The 18,672-nt window shown below is 70.0% G+C and carries 19 protein-coding genes; 14 read left to right on the top strand and 5 right to left on the bottom strand.

Features of this window, described 5'->3' with window-relative positions; all coding sequences use genetic code 11:
* Positions 1-115 precede the first annotated feature (115 nt).
* From HW566_RS04380 to HW566_RS04335, 10 genes are all read left to right on the top strand, one after another.
* Positions 116-1,345, top strand: a complete 1,230-nt coding sequence (locus tag HW566_RS04380) for an inorganic phosphate transporter (RefSeq protein ID WP_178010741.1) — start codon at positions 116-118, stop codon at positions 1,343-1,345.
* Positions 1,342-1,677 (top strand): peptidase, encoded by a 336-nt coding sequence (locus HW566_RS04375; protein WP_178010739.1) that lies wholly within the window; start codon positions 1,342-1,344, stop codon positions 1,675-1,677. The genes HW566_RS04380 and HW566_RS04375 overlap by 4 nt, the downstream gene beginning before the upstream one ends.
* A gap of 23 nt (positions 1,678-1,700) precedes the next feature.
* Complete coding sequence (locus tag HW566_RS04370) at positions 1,701-2,642, top strand: phosphodiesterase (protein WP_178010738.1); 942 nt, start codon at positions 1,701-1,703, stop codon at positions 2,640-2,642.
* A 52-nt stretch (positions 2,643-2,694) separates the two neighbouring features.
* Positions 2,695-4,158: an aspartate ammonia-lyase gene (locus HW566_RS04365; protein WP_178010736.1), complete on the top strand. Its 1,464-nt coding sequence runs from the start codon at positions 2,695-2,697 to the stop codon at positions 4,156-4,158.
* A gap of 76 nt (positions 4,159-4,234) precedes the next feature.
* A complete protein-coding gene (locus HW566_RS16005; RefSeq protein WP_256728862.1) occupies positions 4,235-4,651 on the top strand; it encodes a DUF4190 domain-containing protein in 417 nt (138 codons plus the stop codon).
* Between the two features lie 174 nt (positions 4,652-4,825).
* Complete coding sequence (locus HW566_RS04355; protein ID WP_256728861.1) at positions 4,826-6,091, top strand: extracellular solute-binding protein; 1,266 nt, start codon at positions 4,826-4,828, stop codon at positions 6,089-6,091.
* A gap of 5 nt (positions 6,092-6,096) precedes the next feature.
* Positions 6,097-7,053 (top strand): carbohydrate ABC transporter permease, encoded by a 957-nt coding sequence (locus HW566_RS04350; protein WP_178010734.1) that lies wholly within the window; start codon positions 6,097-6,099, stop codon positions 7,051-7,053.
* A 4-nt stretch (positions 7,054-7,057) separates the two neighbouring features.
* Positions 7,058-7,945, top strand: coding sequence for a carbohydrate ABC transporter permease (locus tag HW566_RS04345; protein WP_178010732.1), 888 nt, complete (start codon positions 7,058-7,060; stop codon positions 7,943-7,945).
* 47 nt (positions 7,946-7,992) lie between these two features.
* A complete protein-coding gene (locus HW566_RS04340; RefSeq protein ID WP_178010730.1) occupies positions 7,993-9,837 on the top strand; it encodes a glycoside hydrolase family 3 protein in 1,845 nt (614 codons plus the stop codon).
* A 37-nt stretch (positions 9,838-9,874) separates the two neighbouring features.
* The gene (locus HW566_RS04335; RefSeq protein ID WP_178010728.1) at positions 9,875-11,032 is read left to right on the top strand and encodes a LacI family DNA-binding transcriptional regulator; all 1,158 of its coding nucleotides are present in this window, start codon (positions 9,875-9,877) and stop codon (positions 11,030-11,032) included.
* On the opposite strand, the gene HW566_RS04330 is transcribed toward HW566_RS04335, so the two are convergent.
* Positions 11,022-11,891: a fumarylacetoacetate hydrolase family protein gene (locus HW566_RS04330; RefSeq protein WP_178010726.1), complete on the bottom strand. Its 870-nt coding sequence runs from the start codon at positions 11,889-11,891 to the stop codon at positions 11,022-11,024. The genes HW566_RS04335 and HW566_RS04330 overlap by 11 nt on opposite strands.
* Positions 11,892-12,053: 162 nt before the next feature.
* Here HW566_RS04330 and HW566_RS04325 point away from each other — a divergent pair, with 162 nt between their 5' ends.
* The 3 genes from HW566_RS04325 to HW566_RS04315 all read left to right on the top strand — a co-directional run bounded on the left by HW566_RS04325 (position 12,054) and on the right by HW566_RS04315 (position 14,385).
* Positions 12,054-13,133 (top strand): PrsW family intramembrane metalloprotease, encoded by a 1,080-nt coding sequence (locus HW566_RS04325; RefSeq protein ID WP_256728860.1) that lies wholly within the window; start codon positions 12,054-12,056, stop codon positions 13,131-13,133.
* Positions 13,134-13,299: 166 nt separating this feature from the next.
* Complete coding sequence (locus HW566_RS04320; protein WP_178010722.1) at positions 13,300-13,668, top strand: FKBP-type peptidyl-prolyl cis-trans isomerase; 369 nt, start codon at positions 13,300-13,302, stop codon at positions 13,666-13,668.
* A gap of 162 nt (positions 13,669-13,830) precedes the next feature.
* On the top strand, positions 13,831-14,385 hold the full coding sequence (locus tag HW566_RS04315; RefSeq protein ID WP_178010720.1) for a YceI family protein: 555 nt from the start codon (positions 13,831-13,833) through the stop codon (positions 14,383-14,385).
* Positions 14,386-14,449: 64 nt separating this feature from the next.
* On the opposite strand, the gene HW566_RS04310 is transcribed toward HW566_RS04315, so the two are convergent.
* Positions 14,450-14,845: a hypothetical protein gene (locus tag HW566_RS04310; protein WP_178010717.1), complete on the bottom strand. Its 396-nt coding sequence runs from the start codon at positions 14,843-14,845 to the stop codon at positions 14,450-14,452.
* Between the two features lie 27 nt (positions 14,846-14,872).
* Entirely contained in the window at positions 14,873-15,772 is a 900-nt protein-coding gene (locus HW566_RS04305) for a hypothetical protein (protein ID WP_178010715.1), read from the bottom strand.
* 258 nt (positions 15,773-16,030) lie between these two features.
* Here HW566_RS04305 and rpsO point away from each other — a divergent pair, with 258 nt between their 5' ends.
* Positions 16,031-16,300 (top strand): 30S ribosomal protein S15, encoded by a 270-nt coding sequence (gene rpsO / locus HW566_RS04300; protein ID WP_150419498.1) that lies wholly within the window; start codon positions 16,031-16,033, stop codon positions 16,298-16,300.
* Positions 16,301-16,487: 187 nt separating this feature from the next.
* On the opposite strand, the gene HW566_RS04295 is transcribed toward rpsO, so the two are convergent.
* Entirely contained in the window at positions 16,488-17,498 is a 1,011-nt protein-coding gene (locus HW566_RS04295) for an isopenicillin N synthase family dioxygenase (protein WP_178010713.1), read from the bottom strand.
* A 9-nt stretch (positions 17,499-17,507) separates the two neighbouring features.
* A complete protein-coding gene (locus tag HW566_RS04290; RefSeq protein ID WP_178010711.1) occupies positions 17,508-18,671 on the bottom strand; it encodes an acyltransferase family protein in 1,164 nt (387 codons plus the stop codon).
* Position 18,672: the final 1 nt, after the last annotated feature.

The following is an 18,672-nucleotide window of genomic DNA, read 5'->3' as shown; positions in this document are numbered from 1 at the left end:
TTGCCGGACCATGAACAGACGGTGAACTCTTCGTTCGCGCCCGCCGCTGCCGCGGCATCCCGACCCGTACTCGAGGACCCGCGCTCGCGGGTCCGCACGTCACAGAGAGCGCACAGTGGAAACCGCTGTACTCATTCTTCTGCTGGTCATCGCACTGGCACTCTTCTTCGATTTCACCAACGGCTTCCACGACACCGCGAACGCGATGGCGACGCCGATCGCCACCGGGGCACTCAAGCCCAAGGTCGCCGTCCTGCTGGCGGCGGGACTCAACCTCGTCGGCGCGTTCCTCTCGACGGAGGTCGCGAAGACCGTCTCGCACGGCATCATCCGCGAGGATCAGCTCGAGGCGACGGCGCTGCTGCCGCTCATCTTCGCCGGTCTTATCGGCGCGATCACCTGGAACATGCTGACGTGGCTGCTGGGACTGCCCTCGAGCTCGTCGCACGCTCTCTTCGGCGGTCTGATCGGTGCGACCCTCGTAGGCGTCGGGGCGATGGCGATCGACTTCGGCGTCGTGTTGAGCAAGATCATCCTGCCCGCCCTGATCGCACCGGTCACGGCCGGGGTCATCGCCTTCACGGTGACGAAGGTCGCCTACGCCATCACCCGTCGTCACGACGGCAAGCCCGATGGGAGAGACGGCTTCCGGTGGGGTCAGATCTTCACCTCGTCGCTCGTGGCCCTGGCCCACGGGACCAACGACGCGCAGAAGACCATGGGCGTGATCACCCTGGCCCTCATCGCCGCCGGTTGGCAGAGTGCCGAGCACGCGGAACCGCAGCTCTGGGTGATCGTCGCCTGCGCCGTGACGATCGCGCTCGGCACCTACATGGGCGGGTGGCGCATCATCCGCACGCTCGGCAAGGGGCTGACCGATGTCAAGCCGGCCCAGGGCTTCTCGGCCGAGGCGTCCACCGCCTCGACGATCCTCGCCTCGAGCGCGCTGGGCTTCGCGCTGTCGACGACCCAGGTCGCCTCGGGGTCGGTCATCGGCTCCGGACTCGGACGCCGCGGGTCGACGGTGCGCTGGCGGACGGTCGGACGCATCGCGGTCGGGTGGCTGCTGACGCTGCCCGCGTCGGGCGCCGTGGGCGCGCTCGCCGCGCTCCTGGTCGTCTGGCTCGGTCCGGTCGGCATCGTCATCGATGCGGTGCTGGCCGTCGTGATCGTGCTCGCGCTGTTCCTCCGCTCGCGCCGCGACGAGGTGCACGCGGGCAACGCCATGAGCGAGGTCGCCGACTCGGGCCTCGCGGTCGACGTCCCGGCCGATCCGCCGCCGACGCGTCGGCAGCGCCGCGCCACGGCCGCCGCCAAGGCATCGGGCGAGGAGGACGGACGATGAGCGTCTCGATCGACTGGTTCGCCTTCGTGCAGGTGTTCGCCGCGGCCATCGCCGCGGCCGTCCTCGTCGTCGGCTTCTACGCGCTGGGTCTGCGGATGCTGGTGCGCGCGGGCCGTGTGCCCGTGGTGACCCCCGCGGAGTTCACGGACGCGATCGCGGTCATCAGCGAGAAGCAGGCGCGCCGGCACGCGAAGGCCGCGGCCAAGGCGGCGAGGAAGAGCCCGTTGACGCAGGCTCAGAAGAGCGTCGCCCTCGTGGCCGCCTACGCCGCGTTCGCGCTCTGCGGCGTCGCCGTGCTGGGCGGCATCGTGCTCATCGTGGCCGGCAGGTAGGAGCCCCCGCCTAGGCTGTGGGCATGACCTCCGCGCATCTCGACGGCACCGCGGGCCTCGTGCAGTTCGGCCGTCACGCCCCGGCGGGGCACGTGATCGTCCACCTGAGCGACACCCACCTGCTGGGCGGCGGCGCCGCCCTCGGCGGCCGGTTCGACGTCGAGCAGAACCTGGCCGCGACTTTGGACGCCGTCGAGCGTACCGGCGTGCGGCCCGACGCCCTCGTCTTCACCGGTGATCTGACCGACCTCGGCGAGCCCGACGCCTACCGTCGACTCCGCGACGCGGTCGAGCCGGTGGCCGCCCGGCTCGGTGCGCCCGTGGTGTGGGTGGCGGGCAATCACGACGAGCGCGCTCCGATGCGCGCGGGGTTGTGGGATGCCGCCGAGACGGCGGGCACGGCCGCCGATGCCCCGGTGACGGGGGTCTGGGACTTGTCGGGGCTGCGCCTGATCGCCCTCGATTCGACGGTGCCGGGCTGGCATCACGGCGACATCGACGCCGCGCAGCTCGATTGGCTCTCCGGCATCCTCGCCGAACCGGCGCCGCACGGCACGATACTGGCGCTGCACCACCCGCCGATCCCGAGCCACGTTCCGCTGTTCGACATCCTCGAGCTGCGCCACCAGGATGCGCTGGCCGACGTCATCCGGGGGACCGACGTGCGCGGCATCCTCGCCGGGCACCTGCACTACTCGACGCAGGGCACCTTCGCCGGTGTTCCGGTGAGCGTCGCGTCGGCGACCTGCTACACGATGAACCTGCAACGGCCGCCCGCCTCGGTCAACGGGATGGATGCCGGGCAGGCGTTCCACCTCGTGCACGTCTACGACGACGTCGTGACTCACACCGTCGTCCCCGTCGTCGAGGCGCCCACCGGCGATCACTTCTCGCCCGCGTGGGTGGCCGAGATGGCCGCCCTCTCGGCGGAGGAGCGTCTCGACCGGTTTTCCCGCAAGCGCTGAGTAGGCTGGGGGCGTCCCCTCCCATCGCCGTGAGACCCACAAGGACCCGTGCATGAGCTCGCCCACTTCCGCCACGCGAACCGAGACCGATTCGCTCGGCTCGCTCGAGATCCCCGCCGACGCCTACTGGGGCGTCCACACGGCGCGAGCCCTCGAGAACTTCCCGATCTCGCAGCGCCCGATCTCGGTCTATCGCGACCTCGTCCGGGCGCTCGCGATGGTCAAGCAGGCCTCTGCGCGTGCGAACCGCGACATCGGCGTCCTCGATGCCGAACGCGCCGACCTCATCGACCGCGCCGCGCAGCGCGTCATCGACGGCGAGTTCCACGACCAGTTCGTCGTGGGCGTCGTGCAGGGCGGGGCGGGCACCTCGACGAACATGAACGCCAACGAGGTCATCACCAACATCGCGCTCGAGCTCGCCGGCCGCCCCAAGGGCGACTACGCCTACCTCTCGCCGATCGACCACACCAACCGCAGCCAGTCGACGAACGACGTGTACCCGACGGCGATCAAGGTCGGCCTCGGACTCGATCTGCAGGGGCTGCTCGACGAGCTCGCGCTGCTGCGGGAGTCGTTCCTGGCCAAGGCGGTCGAGTTCCACGACGTTCTGAAGGTCGGCCGCACCCAGTTGCAGGATGCCGTGCCCATGACCCTCGGACAGGAGTTCCACGGGTTCGCCACCACCCTCGGCGAGGACCACGCGCGACTCGGCGAGAACGCCTCGCTGCTCTACGAGATCAACATGGGCGCCACCGCGATCGGCACGGGCATCACGACCCACCCCGATTACCGCGAGTCCGTGGTGCGGCACCTGCGCGAGATCACCCGCCTCGACCTCTCCAGCGCCGCCGACCTCGTCGAGTCGACGAGCGACACCGGTTCGTTCATGTCGTTCTCGTCGTCGTTGAAACGCAATGCGATCAAGCTGTCGAAGATCAGCAACGATCTCCGCCTGCTCTCGAGCGGACCGCAGGCGGGCTTCGGCGAGATCAACCTGCCACCGCGCCAGGCCGGTTCGAGCATCATGCCGGGCAAGGTCAACCCCGTCATCCCCGAGGTCGTCAATCAGGTCGCGTTCGCGGTGGCCGGGGCGGACCTCACCGTCACGATGGCGGTCGAGGGCGGCCAGCTGCAGCTGAACGCGTTCGAGCCGATCATCGCGCACTCGATCTTCCAGTCGATCACCTGGATGCGTCGGGCGATGCGGACGCTGCGCATCAACTGCGTCGACGGCATCACCGCCAACCGCGAGCGGCTCGGCGCGATGGTGGGATCCTCGGTCGGCGTGGTCACCGCGCTCACCCCCTTCATCGGTTACGCCGCGGCCGCCGCTCTGGCCAAGACGGCGCTGCTGACCCATCGCAACGTCGGAGACCTCGTCGTCGAGGCGGGATTGATGTCGCGGGCCGACGTCGACAAGCAGCTCTCGCCCGCACGACTGTCGGGTCTGCAGGCGGTGACCGCGGCGATTCCGATCGTGCTGCCGGACCGGGTAGACGGCGTCTCGGGCTGACAACCCTTTGTGCGGCGGGGTCCGCTCTCGCTAACGTCGAGGCTGACCATCCGTTTCCGACACACCGGGGGACCCCATGACCGACCCGAGCAACTCGTCCGTGCCGCAGCCTCCGGCGTACCAGCCGCCGGCCTACCCGACCTCGTCGTCCGATGCCGCGTACGGCGGCGCACCCAGCGGACCCGTCCCCGGCAAGACCCTGGGGATCGTCGCCTTCGTTCTGGCACTCGTTCCCGTGGGTCTGCAACTCATCGGTCTGATCCTCGGAATCGTCGCTCTCGTGCAGAGCAAGAAGGCCGGGCAGAAGAACGGCCTGGCCCTCGCCGCGATCATCATCAGCTCGATCCTGCTCGTCCTCTCGGTCGTCGCCATCGTCGTCGCCTTCTCGGTCTTCGGCGGACTCGCGAACGACATCTACCAGACGTGCGTCGTCGAGGGAGCCGACACGGTCACCGTGTGGGGACAGACGCAGTCCTGCGCCGAGGTCCGCTGACCCGGATGCCGTGAACGAAGCCCCCGCGGACAGGTCCGCGGGGGCTTTCTCGCGCATCGCCCAGAACTCTTCGAGTCGTTTGCGCTGCTGTGATCAAAGCGCTTAAACTGACCAACGCGCGATGGTTTAAGCGCTTTGATCGCCCCGGCGATCCCGCGATTCAAGGAGGAAGACGTGAAGTTCAGAACAGTGGCTGGGGGAGTGGCGACGCTCGCCGCGGTCTCGCTCATCCTGACCGGGTGCGGCCGCGCCGATGAGGCTGCGACCGGGCCCGCCGAGGTGACGTCCATCGACGACAGCCCGGCGACCGGCACGATCACCGTGTGGGCGATGGGTGCCGAGGGCGAGGCCCTGCCCGAGTTCGTCGCGGAGTTCGAAGAGGCGAACCCCGACGTCTCGATCGAGGTCACCGCGATCCCGTGGGACTCGGCCCACAACAAGTTCCAGACGGCTATCGCCGGCGGCAACACCCCCGATGTCGCAATGGTCGGCTCGACGTGGATGGCCGACTTCGGCGACGCGTTCGCGACGGTTCCGGGCGAGATCTCCACCGACGGCTTCTTCCCCGGTGCCCGCAGCACCACCGAGTTCGACGATCGTGTCGCCGGTGTTCCGTGGTACGTCGACACCCGCGTGCTGTACTACCGCACCGACCTCGCACAGCAGGCGGGGTGGACGCAGGCTCCCGCCGACTGGGACGAGCTGCAGCAGCTGGCGGCCGACATGCAGGAGAAGGCCGGAGCCGACTTCGGCATCCGGCTCCCCGGCGGCAACGACTCGTTCCAGGGCGCGATGTGGATGCCCTGGTCGGCGGGCGCCGAGCTGGTCGACGGCGACGCATGGACGCTCGACACCCCCGAGATGGCCGAGGGGCTGTCGTACTACCAGAGCTTCTTCGACGCGGGCCTGGCCGACGCGAACGCCGATGTGTCGGCCGGGGCGACCGAGGCCGAGTTCGTCTCGGGCACCACGCCCATGGTGGTCGAAGGACCGTTCCTCCGCGGCCAGCTCGAGCTCGTGGGCGGGGAGGACTTCGTATCGAAGTACGCCACCGCGGTGCTCCCGGCGAACGAGGGCTCGGTGTCGTTCAGCGGTGGGGCCAACCTCGTCGTCTTCGAGAACAGTCAGAACGCCGAGTCGGCCTGGAAGCTCGTCCGCTGGATGAGCGAGGCTGACACTCAGACGGCGTTCTACGAGCAGACCGGTGACCTCCCGGCGCTCCAGGCGGCGTGGGATGCGCCGGCTCTGGCCGACGACGAGAGCCTCAGCACGTTCGGCGAGCAGCTGCAGACGGCCAAGGCCCCGCCCGTGACGACCAGCTGGGTGCAGGTCGCGGCCAAGGGCGACCAGGCGCTCGAACAGCTCCGCCGCGGCGGAGCCGATGTCGCCTCGGTGCTCACGACTCTGCAGGCCGACGCAGACGCCATCGGCCTGGAGTGATCCCGGTGTCCACGTCCACCCTTCCCGCGGCCGGAGCCGTCACCGACTCCGGCCGCGGGGCCTCCCGGCCCGGTGGCCTGCATGCCCGCCAGCGCCGGCGTCAGGCGGTCATCGCCTGGGCGTTCTGCCTGCCCTTCGTGGCGGTGTTCGCGGTCTTCATGCTCTTCCCGATCGTCGGGTCGTTCGCGATGTCGTTCACCGACTTCACCGCGCGGGACATCTCCTCCCCGTTCGCGGTGAACTTCGTGTGGCTCGACCAGTTCGCGACCCTCTTCGGCGACCCGCGCTTCATCACCTCCCTCGGGGTCACGGCGATCTTCGTCGTCGTCGGCATCCCGGTGACGATGGTGCTGGCGCTCGCCCTCGCCCTCGCGCTCAACAGCGGCGGCGGACGCATCGTGGCGTTCTTCCGCGTCGGCTTCTACGCCCCCGTCGTGACCAGCATCGTGGCGATCGCCGTGGTCTGGCGGTACATCCTGCAGCCCGACGGCCTGCTCAACTCCGCGCTGGCGCTCGTCGGCATCGACGGGCCGAACTGGCTGAACGACCCATCCTTCGCCCTCCCGTCGCTGATCATGATGGCGGTGTGGCGCAACGTCGGCACGCTCATGGTGATCTTCCTCGCCGGCCTGCAGGCCGTGCCCCAGGACGTCAACGAGGCGGCGACGATGGACGGCGCCTCCTCCTGGCGGCGGCTGATATCGGTCACGCTGCCGTTGCTGCGCCCCACGATCCTTCTCGGCGCCGTGCTCATCTCGGTCGGCTACCTGCAGTTCTTCGAGGAGGCGTTCGTGATGACCAAGGGCGGACCTCTGGACTCCACGCTCTCCGTCGCCTATTACACCTTCCAGCAGTTCGGCTTCGGCGAGTACGGCCTGGCCTCGGCCGCGAGCTACGTGCTCTTCCTCGCCATCGCCCTGCTGAGCCTGCTGCAGTTCCGGCTGCTCCGTTCGAAGGACTGACCCGATGACAACGATCCCCGCCCCGGTGGTCGACACCGTCGCCCCGACGCCGCCCGCGCGGAGCCGTCGCCGCCGCGGTCTCGGCCCGCGCGCCATCACCTACAGCGTCCTAGCCGTCGGCCTCGTCGTGTGGCTGATCCCGTTCGTCTGGATGCTCCTCGGCTCGGTCAAGACCCAGGGCGAGATCCTCCAGCGTCCGCCGACCTGGCTGCCCGAGAACCCCACCGGCGAGAACTTCGCGCAGTGGTTCGGACCGCTCGACTTCGGGCACTTCTTCCTCAACAGCCTCGTCGTCGCCGTCGTCACGGTGCTCGGCAACATGGTGTTCTGCTCGATGGTCGGCTACGCGCTGGCCAAGATGGAGTTCCCGGGCAAGCGCGTGCTCTTCCTGCTGGTGATGGTCACCCTGATGGTGCCGGGGGTGGTGACCTTCGTCCCGCTGTTCGTGATGGTGTCCTCGCTCGGGCTGGTCAACACGTACCCGGCGTTGATCCTGCCGTTCATCACCGCTCCCATCGGGGTGTTCCTGATGCGGCAGTTCGTCGCGGGCATCCCCGACGCCCTGCTCGAGGCGGCACGTCTCGACGGAGCGGGGGAGTGGCGCATCTTCTCGCGCATCGTGATGCCGCTGTGCGGCCCGCCGCTGGCGACCCTCGGCATCCTGACGTTCCTGGCGTCGTGGAACAACTTCCTCTGGCCGCTGGTGTCGGCCCAGACCGAGGACATGTACACCCTGCCGGTCGCGCTGTCGCTGTACTCGACCGGGCAGAACGCCACCAACTACGGACTGCTGCTGGCCGGCTCGGTGCTCGTGATCGCCCCGATCATCGTGCTGTTCGTGTTCCTGCAGCGCTGGTTCATCCGCGGCGTGGCCACCACCGGCCTCAAGTGACCCCTGCGTCGCCGCATCCGTCCTCCCCCTCGAGCGAAAGTCCCCCCATGCGACCCGATCTCCTGACCGCACCCGACGGCACCCGTTTCCGCGATCTCAACGGCAACGGCGTGCTCGACCCGTACGAAGACCCGCGCCTGAGCCCCGAGGTGCGCACCGACGATCTACTCGCACGGCTGTCGCCGGCCGAGAAGATCGGGCTGATGTTCCAGACGGTCATCGAGATCGGCCCCGAGGGGGAGGTGCTCGAGGCACCGGGAGCGATCTCGAAATCGCCGACCTCCGACGTCGTCGTCGGCAAGAACATGTCGCACTTCAACGTCCACGCGATCCGTTCGGCCCGCGAGGGCGCCCGCTGGAACAACAACCTCCAGCGCCTCGCCGAGAGCACCCCGCACGGCGTGCCCGTCACGATCAGCACCGACCCGCGGCACGCCTTCGTCGAGAACACCGGCGTCGCCTTCTCGGCGGGCCCCTTCTCGCAGTGGCCTGAGCCGATGGGGCTGGCCGCCCTCGACGACCGCGAGGTCATCGAGCAGTTCGCCGACGTCGCGCGCCGGGAGTACCGCGCCGTCGGCATCCGCGCCGCGCTGCATCCGCAGATCGACCTGCCGACCGAGGCCCGCTGGGCGCGCCAGGCGCAGACGTTCGGGTACGACGCGGAGCGCGTGTCTCAGATCACGGCGGCGTATCTGCGCGGCTTCCAGGGCGACGAGCTCGGTCCCGACAGCGTCGCCTGCACCACGAAGCACTTCCCGGGCGGCGGGCCCCAGCTCGACGGCGAGGATGCGCACTTCCCGTACGGCCGCGAGCAGGTCTACCCCGGCGGCCTGTTCGACTACCACCTCGAGCCGTTCCGCGAGGCGATCCGGCGCGGCACGGCGGGCATGATGCCCTACTACGGCATGCCGGTCGGTCTCGTCCGCGACGGTCGGCCCATCGCCGAGGTGGGTTTCGCCTACAACCGGCAGATCATCACCGATCTGCTGCGCGACGAGCTCGGGTACGACGGCGTCGTCGTCACCGACTGGGAGCTCGTCAACGACAACCACGTGGGCGACCAGGTCCTCCCGGCCCGGGCCTGGGGAGTGGAAGAGCTGGATCCGACCGAGAGGATGCTGCGCCTGCTCGAGGCGGGTGTCGACCAGTTCGGCGGCGAGGAGTGCACCGAGCTGCTGGTCGACCTCGTCGAGCGCGGAGTCGTGCCGATCGAGCGCGTCGACGCCTCGGCCCGTCGCATCCTGCTGGTGAAGTTCCGGCTCGGGCTCTTCGACGACCCCTACGTCGACGAGGACGAAGCCGAGCGCATCGTCGGCAACGCCGAGTTCCGCGAACTCGGCACCCGTGCCCAGGCCGAATCGCTCACCGTGCTGCAGAACCGGGGCGACGTCCTTCCGCTGGCCTCCGCTGCGCGACCGAGGATCTACGCCGAGAACATCCGCGACGAGGCCCTGGCCCCCTACGGTGTGCGCGTCGCGAGCCCCGAGGATGCGGATGTCGCGCTGGTGCGCGTGGGTGCCCCGTTCGAACCGCGCGACGACCTCTTCCTCGAGAAGTGGTTCCACCAGGGCTCCCTCGAGTTCGGACCCGGGCTCGTGGCGCGACTGGCCCGCGTGGCCGGGCACGCCCCGCTCGTGCTCGTGGTGGGTCTGGACCGTCCGGCCATCCTCACACCCTTCCTCCCCATCGCCTCGGCCGTGGTCGCCGACTACGGAAGCTCGGATGCCGCGGTGCTCGCGGCGCTCACCGGTGAGGTCGCACCGCGGGGACGGCTGCCCATCGAGGTCCCGCGTTCGATGGACGAGGTGCGGCGATCGCGCACCGACGTGCCGGGCGACACCGTCGATCCGGTCTTCCCGCGGGGGAGCGGACTGTCGATCGTGACGGCGTGAGCGCGCTGGGTAGACTCCCCGAGGAATCGAGGTAGTCATGGCGATCGGGCGTCCCACCGTCTACGACGTCGCCGAGCGCGCCGGAGTGTCGATCGCCACCGTCTCGTTCGCGTTCCGTCGGCCCGACAAGGTGCGCAGCGAGACCCGCGACGCCGTGCTGCAGGTCGCGCGCGAGCTGGGCTACGTGCCCAGCGGATCGGCACGCAACCTGGCCCGCGGACGTACCGGCGTGCTCGGGCTCCACCTGTTCGACCTGCTGGTGGAGTCGGCGACCCCGGTCGCGGTCGACTCCGCCCACCCGGTGGATGCTCAGCCGGGCCGGCTCACCGACCTCGCCGAGCTGGACGTCGGCGATGGTCTGCTGGCCTGGGATGCCGCCGAGGACGCGCGACGCAGCGAGCCTCGCACGTTCCCGCTGTACGTCGACGAGATCCAGCGTGGATTCGTGCTGGAGTGCAAGCGCAACGGCACCGCCGTGCTGCTGAGCACCGGTGGCCTGGGTGTCTCGGAGATCGCCGACACGGCCGGACAGGTCGACGGCCTCGCGATCCTCCCGGGTGCGACCGTCGACGCGTCGCTCGGTTCGGTGGCCTCCACCCTGCCCGTGGTCGTGCTCAGCTCGCAGATCGGCGATGCCCACCACGTCCTCGCCGACAACGCCGGCGGAGAGCGGATGCTGGTGGATCACTTCGTCCACGAGCACGGCGTCCGATCGTTCGGGTGGATCGATGCCCCGGCCGGCTTCGACACCGACGAGCGACGTTCGGCGTTCCTCGACGCCGTCGCGGCCCACCCCGGCGCGAGGGCCGAGGTGATCGACACCGTCGACCTCGAGCGCGCGCCCCGCTTCCCGGGGCTGACCGCACGGATCCGCGACGGCAGACTCCCCGACGCGGTGCTCTGCGCGACCGATCAGCTGGCGCTCGCGACCCTCGATGTGCTGCACGCGCATGACGTCTCGGTGCCGCAGGAGGTGCGGCTGGCCGGCTTCGACGGCATCCAGGCCGTCCGCACGTCGTCACCCACGGTGACGACGGTGCGTCAGCCGATGGAGCTGATGGGCAGACTCGCCGCCCATCTGCTGCTCACCGACCCGGGCGACGGGTCGGTCGGGCGGCGCAGCGTGCGCGTCGAGGTGGGGCTTCGTCTCGGGCGCAGTTGCGGCTGCGACCCGGAGGCGGCCCTCAGCCCGTGATGCGGCAGTGCGTGCGCAGCTCGCCGATGCCGTCGATGCCCACCGTGACGATCGAACGGTCGCGGAGGAAGATCTGCGGGTCGCGCGAATAGCCCGCGCCACCGGGGCTGCCCGTGGAGATGAGTGTCCCGGGCAGCAGCGTCGCAGCCGTCGAGAGATGGGCGACGAGGGTCGCGACCGAGCGGATCATCTGTCCGGTCGAGGCGTCCTGCACCGTCTGGCCGTCCACGACGGCCCAGATGTGGAGGTCCTGCGGGTCGGGGATCTCGTCGGCGGTGACGACGAACGGCCCGGTCGGGGTGAAGCCGTCGAACGACTTGCAGCGCGACCACTGCGCCTCCGAGAACTGGATGTCGCGCGCGGTGATGTCGTTGACGACGGTGTAGCCCCATACGTGCGCGAGGGCGTCGTCGGCGGCGACGTCCTTGGCCGCCGAGCCGATGATCACCCCGAGCTCGGCTTCGTAGTCGACCGACTCGCTCAGGGTTCTCGGCCACGACGTGGTGGCCTCGTGCGCGGTGAGCGAGTTCGGCCAGAGGGTGAACACGGTCGGCGCGCTGTCGGCCTTGAGACCGAGCTCGCTCGAGTGAGCGGCGTAGTTCAGGCCCACCGCCAGCACGATCGGGGGTGACAGCACCGCCGAGGCGTAGGAGGCGGCGTGCAGATCGTGCCAGACGACATCGGTCTCGGCGACGGCATCGGCGACGCGGGCGAGCCCGTCGTCGCCGCGCTCGATGAGATCTTGCAAGCCTTCGGGTGCGCCGGCGAAGAGGTCGCCGACGAACGTGGCACGGTCGTCGGCGACGAGCACGAGGCGGGGATCGTCGGCCCCCGCAGTCATCACGTGGGCAAAGCGCATGCGACCAGGCTACCCGGCGGCGGCCCGGCGGTGATCCGGCTCTCCGTCGGCCCGGCGCGCCCCTAGTGTGGGGGCGTGTCGTTCCCGTCACCGCTCTCGCAGCCGCAGCCCGGTCGTCCGGCGCCCGTTCCTGCCGCGCCGACCTCGCCTCCCGTCCTACCCGTGGGCGGTCGACCCGGCGGCTGGGGCGTCGTCTGGGTCGGAGCCGTGCTCCTCGTGCTTCTGCTCGGCCTCGCGGCCTACCTCGTGTCTTTCCTCGGCGTGGCGGCATCCGTCGTGGGCGCCGTGCTCGCGCTGCTGCCGTTGCTCGGGGTGCTCTGGGTCGTGCGCATCGTCGACCGGTGGGAGCCCGAGCCGCCGCGACTGCTGTGGCTCGCGCTGGGCTGGGGCGCGGTCGCGTCGGTGGTCATCGCGCTCGGAGTCGACCTCGTACTGAGCATCGCGCTCGGCCCACCGCGCGACGCGGTGTCGTCGGCGATGGCCAGCGTGGTGCAGGCTCCGCTCGTCGAGGAGATCGCGAAGGGACTCGGCATCCTCCTCGTGCTGCGGCTGGGACGGCGCTTCTTCGACGGTCCCGTCGACGGCGTGGTGTACGGCGCCATGATCGGCGCCGGGTTCGCCTTCACCGAGAACATCCTGTACTTCGCCGACAGTCTCATCTCGGGCGGTGTGGCCCAGGTGACCGTCACCTTCGTCTTGCGCGGCATCCTCTCGCCTTTCGCGCACGTCATGTTCACCGCTGCGACGGGCTTCGCCGTCGGACTCGCGGTGCGCCGGGGCGCACGCGGGGGAGCGGTCTTCGCACCGTGGGCGGGGGGACTCGCCGCGGCGATCCTGCTCCACGCGCTCTGGAACGGCTCCGCGGTGTTCACGGACTTCTTCGGCCTGTACGCCACGCTGCAGGTGCCGCTGTTCGTGGGCTTCGTGCTGGGGGTGATCCTGCTGCGTCGCGAGGAGTCGCGGCTCACGCGCGAACGTCTGGGCGACTACGCCGCAGCGGGATGGTTCACGCCGGTCGAGGTCGATCTGCTCGCCACAGGCGCCGGGCGGCGGCGGGCGATCGCGTGGGCGCGGACGCTCCCGGGGGGTCGCGCCGAGACGATGCGGGCCTTCATCGCCGAGGCGACGCGGCTGGCAGCCGCCCGGCAGCGGGCACTGACCGGACGCGACGACCAGGCGCTCGCCGACGAGCAGGCGCACCTCGTGCGCGCGACGAGGTTGCGGCAGACACTGCTGAGGTGACCTCCGGGAAAAGACTCAGCGCCCGGTGCTGCGGCGATGCCTGCATGTCTCCCGGGCGCTGAGTTGGCCTGATCCCATGATCCACACGCGGACCGCGGTCGTCAAGAGCCCCGCGTGCGGTCCCGCCGCGTTGCACCCGGCCCCGCGCTCGGGTTGGATGGGGACCATGACTGATGACCGCACCAAGCCCGAGATCGACGCCCCCGAGGGTCCCGCGCCCGATGACCTCGTCGTCCGCGACCTGATCGTCGGCGACGGTGCCGAGGCCAAGCCCGGCGACACCGTCACCGTGCACTACGCGGGTGTCGAGTACACCTCCGGCGAGGAGTTCGACTCGTCGTGGAACCGCGGCGAGAGCATCCAGTTCCCGCTTCGCGGCCTCATCCAGGGGTGGCAGGACGGCATCCCGGGCATGAAGGTCGGCGGCCGCCGTGAGCTGGTCATCCCGCCCCACCTCGCGTACGGACCCGCGGGAGGACACTTCCTCGGCGGTAAGACCCTCATCTTCGTCATCGACCTCCTCGCGGTGGGCTGAGCCCCAACCGACGCTCGCACGGGCGGATGCCGCACGGCGCGGCATCCGCCCGTCGTCGTCTCGTCACCTCGAATTTGCATTCGCCGGAATAGACTGTCGGAGCGGCGCGTTGCCGCCCCTGTACGCCGGACCCCACCGGACGCTCGAGAACGAAGGACGATCATGACCACGACCACCGAAATCCCCGGTTACAAGGCTGGCACCTGGGTGCTCGACGCCTCCCACAGCGAGGTGGGCTTCAGCGTCCGCCACATGATGATCTCGAAGGTGCGCGGCACCTTCGCCGTCGCCGAGGCGACCATCGTCGCCCCCGAGAACCCCCTCGAACTGACTCTCGACGCCAAGGTCGACGTCGCCTCGATCAACACGAAGGACGAGGGCCGCGACAACCACCTGCGCAGCGCCGACTTCTTCGACGTCGAGCAGTACCCGAACATCACCTTCGTCTCGACCGGTGTGCGTCAGCAGGGCGGCGACTTCCTCGTCGACGGCGACCTCACCATCAAGGACGTCACCAAGCCCGTCACCTTCACCGTCGAGTTCGGCGGCTTCGGCACCGACCCGTGGGGCAACTACAAGGCCGGCGCGACCGCCAAGACGGTCATCAACCGCGAGGAGTTCGGCCTGACCTGGAACGCCGCCCTCGAGACCGGCGGCGTGCTCGTCGGCAAGGACGTCACCATCGAGCTCGATCTGCAGGGCTCGATCCAGGCCTGATCGCCCGGGAACGTACCGAGGGGCGGATGCTGCGGCATCCGCCCCTCGTCGTGTTCCGGCGGGCTCAGCGATCGCCCCGGCGTGCGTGCTCGGGTGCGGGCGCGGCGGCCTCGCCCCTCGCGCTCTCGTCCGGGATCCGCGTCCGCAGGTGTGCGGGGCCGGCGACGGTCAGCCACAGCAACCGGCCCCACGGCGGCCGCTCGGCGGCGGGGATGCGCCGGGCCCACCTCTGTGCGCCATAGCCCACGTAGCCGACGAGGCAGGATGCGGCGTAGCCGAGTCCCGCCACGGTACCGGCGCCGGATGCGGACGATGCGGCCGACTCCACGACGATCCACGAGGCGCCGGCCGCGATCAGCACCAGCGAGGCGGTCAGGGCGCCCGGCTCGGGCCGGGGCACGCGCGCCGTGGCGAGCGCCGCACCGGCGGCCAGCCCCACGATGACGACGATCAACAGCATGCGCGCTCCCTCCGGTGGCGGTGACGGTCAGGTGCAGTTGTGGGAGTCATAGCGAACCGCGACGGGCGCGGGGACGACCGCGATGAACACGCACTCACCGGCATCCGCCGCCAGTTGCGCCTGAAGGAACCATTGTGCGCCGAGGACGCCACAGGCGGCGGCGAATGCACCGGGCAGGAGTCCGCAGAACCCGGACGCGGCACCCGCGCTGGCCAATTGCCGGGTCTCCTGCTTGTTGAATCCGGCTCCGTAGGCGGCGAGATACCATTCCCACGTCGGGTCGGCCACCACGGGGAACTGCGTGTTCTCGTCGGTGACGATCGTCTGCACCAGGCTATCGCCCACGATCTCGTAGCGGGTCTCGACGGGTTCCCCCGCCGCGTCGCGGGCCCACGGCTCGTGGATCCGGTAGAGGTCCAGCTGGTCCTCGCCGCCGGGCCGGTACGCCCAGAACGAGCCGTCCGCCGCTTGCGTCAGCTCGTAGCCGTTGGCGACGTCGTACGTGAAGACGTGGGGCGCGTCGGCCGACGCGACGACGGTCTGGATCCGCAAGGCCCCCTCGTCGACGGCCTGTGCGACCACGTCGATGCCCGTCTCGTCGCCGCGCAGCACCACGGAGCCGTCGGCGGCGCGGGCCGCCGCACCGGGATCCGCTTCTCTCGGCATCGAGACGGAGAGCGGTTCGGCGGCGCCGCCGACCGTGAACCATCCGTCGCCCGTGCCGGGGATGCGGGTGTCGCCGACCACGAAGCTCCCGTCGGCGGCGTCGAGCGCCGGAACGCTGGTCCGGCCGATGTCGGGCGCGACGGCGTTGACGAGGCCGACGACCCCGTCGTCGGCCTCGCCCGTGTCGGCCGTCGCCGGTGCGAGCGCAGAGACCGCGATGCACGCTCCCGCAGCCACTCCGGCGATGAATTTCGATGTCACTTGCACTTCGCTCACCATCTTTCGATCGATTCCCCGCGCCGCCTTTTCAGGCTCGGGGTGGGGTATCGATGGGTCAATGACGCGGATGGCAGGTAATTCGTGGTCCGTCCGGGGCGAGCTCGTCGTCCTCGCAGCCGCATCGGATGAGCCGCAAGGACTGGTAGAGTAGAGCGGTTGCCGTTCGATCGGCCGCGGATAAAGAGAGCTCGCACATCGGGTGTCGGGCGCCGCGCAGTGAGAAGAAAGGGGATCCCATCTATGGCACTCGAAGCAGACGTCAAGAAGGCGATCATCGAAGAGTACGCGACGCACCCCGGTGACACCGGATCCCCCGAGGTGCAGGTCGCGCTGATGTCGCAGCGCATCAAAGACCTCACCGAGCACCTCAAGATCCACAAGCACGACCACCACTCGCGCCGTGGACTCTTCCTGCTCGTCGGTCAGCGCCGTCGACTGCTCGGCTACCTCCAGGAACTCGACATCCAGCGTTACCGTACGCTGATCGAGCGCCTGGGGCTCCGCCGATAAGGCGAACGACCCAGCGTTCAATCGCGCAAAACGTTCTTGCGAAGGCCGTCCCAGGTGTGGGGCGGCCTTCGGCTTTGTCGGGCGCCGAGAACGCACCGTCGCGTCGAGCGCGCATGCCGCACGGTGCGTCCTCGTGGCGAGGGAGCGTGTTCGACGTTCCGCCGCGCGGATGCCGCCGGCGGCGCGGTCAGGCTCGGGCGGCGAGGAGGTCGGCGTGCCAGCGCTCGGCGACGTCGGGGTGAGCGCGCAGGCGCGACTTCAGCGCGTTCTCGCCGTGGACGCCGTGGATCGGGTTGGCGGGATCCTTCGTCACGCCGCGGGCCTCGGCAGCGAGCTCGGGCGGCAACGCGATGAGCGGGAATCGGGATTCGAGCGCCGGGTTGAAGAAGAACGGCACCGAGATGCGGTCGTCGGGGTAGCGCGGCGAGACGACGCGGTGGTTCGTGGCGATGAGGTACCCATCGGTGGCGTGCTCGAGGAGCTCGCCGATGTTGACGACGAACGCGCCGGGAACCGGCGGCGCGTCGACCCACTCGCCGTCGCGCTGCACCTGCAGTCCGCCCTTGCCGGGCTCGACCCACAGCAGGGTGAGCGCCCCCGAGTCCTTGTGCGCGCCGACGCCCTGACCGGGTGTCGGGTCGTCCTTGCCGGGGTAGCGCACGATCTTCAGCAGCGTCTGCGGCTCGCCGAAGTGATCCTCGAAGTACGACGCGGGCGCCCCCAGGGCCTCGGCCCAGGCCCGCAGCAGGCGGCGGGCGACCTCCGACAGGTGTGCGACCCAGGCGTCGGTCACCTCGCGCAGCTCGGGCTGAGCGGCCGGCCACAGGTTGGGGCCGATGAGGCGGGCGTAATCGGGCGCCTGCGGGTCGTCGACGGCGGGGCGCTCGGGGCCGATGTCGATCTGCTCGCGCCAATCGACCCGCCCCTGCGTGAGCTCGCCGCCGACACGGGTGTAGCCACGGAAGTGCGGGCTGTTGACGTTCTCGATCGCGAGCTTGTCGGCTTCGGGCAACGCGAAGAACTCGCGGGCCACGCGGTGCAGACGCTCTTCGAGGCCGGCGGGGATGCCCGTGCCCGTGAGGTAGAAGAACCCGACGTCGTGGGTGGCCGCGCGCAGCTCGTCCCGGAACCGCGCCGCATCCGCGGTATCGCCGTCGAGCTGCGAGAAGTCGAGGACGGGGAGGGAGAGGTCGCTCATGCAGCGAGGCTACGAGCCGCCCGCGGCATCCGCTCGATTGTTGCGTGGGATGACCGCGCCGTCCTCGCGCGGTCGGCGCGACCCGGTGGGGTCGTTGCGCCGGCCCTCGCGTGCCGCCAGGCCGCGGTCGACGAACAGCCACCCGGGGCGGGGCTCGATGAGTGGGCGGAACAGCCGGCGCACCGGCCGCGTGGCCAGCCCCAGCGCGATGAGGACCGAGGCGACCGCGACGACCGGCAACCAGAGCCAGGTGGGCTCGGCGTCGCGCAGCACCCCCGATTCGCGGAACGGATACAGCACGAACGAATGCAGCAGGTAGACGTACATCGTGTACTGGCCGAAATGGGTCCATCGATGCGAGCCGCGGGGCAGCAGAGCGAAGAAGGCGGCGGTCAGGATCAGCGCGAGCAGGAGCAGCGCGACACGGATGCCGCCGGCCCACCACTCCGCGCTGCCGGCGTCTGAGTAGCTGGCGTCGTAGAAGAGCCACTTGCCGAGGTTGATCTCGCGCCAGGTGCCGATGAACATCCAGGCCGCCCCGCCGGCGACGACGAAGGTCAGCACGCCGGCGAGCACCGACCAGGTGGTGCGCCGGAGCAGGTCGAACCGGTCGACGACGTCGCGGTCGCGCAGCCACCATCCGAGCACGAAGAAGGGGAGGAAACCGAGGGTGCGCGAGAGCGAGAGGGTGGAGTCGATGTTGGGCAGGTAGCCCGCGATGATCGAGATCCCGAACGCCCAGGCGAGAGGCCAGCGCAGCAGCGCGAGGTAGGGGAGCACCAGGCGGAAGATGCCGAGCGCGAGCAGGAACCACAGGGTCCACGACGGCTGCGTCGGGTTGGGGTTGGCCTGCCCCTCGACGAGGAACTTCGTGAGCGTCCAGAGCCCCTCGAACACGACGTACGGCACGATGATGTCGGTCAGGATCCGAGCCATCTGCCGGCGCGAGAGCGGGTCGGACTTGGAGAAGTAGCCCGAGATGATCGCGAACGCCGGCATGTGGAACGCGTAGATGACGAGGTACATCGCCATGGCGATGTCGGAGTCGTAGGTGAGGCGCTGGACCGCGTGCCCGAGGACGACGAGCACGATGCAGGCGAAGCGGGCGTTGTCCCAGAAGGGGACGCGCCGTTTCGGGCGCGTCGCGGTCGTGCCGGTCGTGGCGTTCGTCATC

This window comes from Microbacterium oleivorans, from assembly GCF_013389665.1.
Classification (GTDB): Bacteria; Actinomycetota; Actinomycetes; order Actinomycetales; family Microbacteriaceae; genus Microbacterium; species Microbacterium oleivorans_C.
The sequence above is the reverse complement of the archived record's forward strand: the minus strand, read 5'-3'. Positions and strand labels throughout refer to the sequence as shown.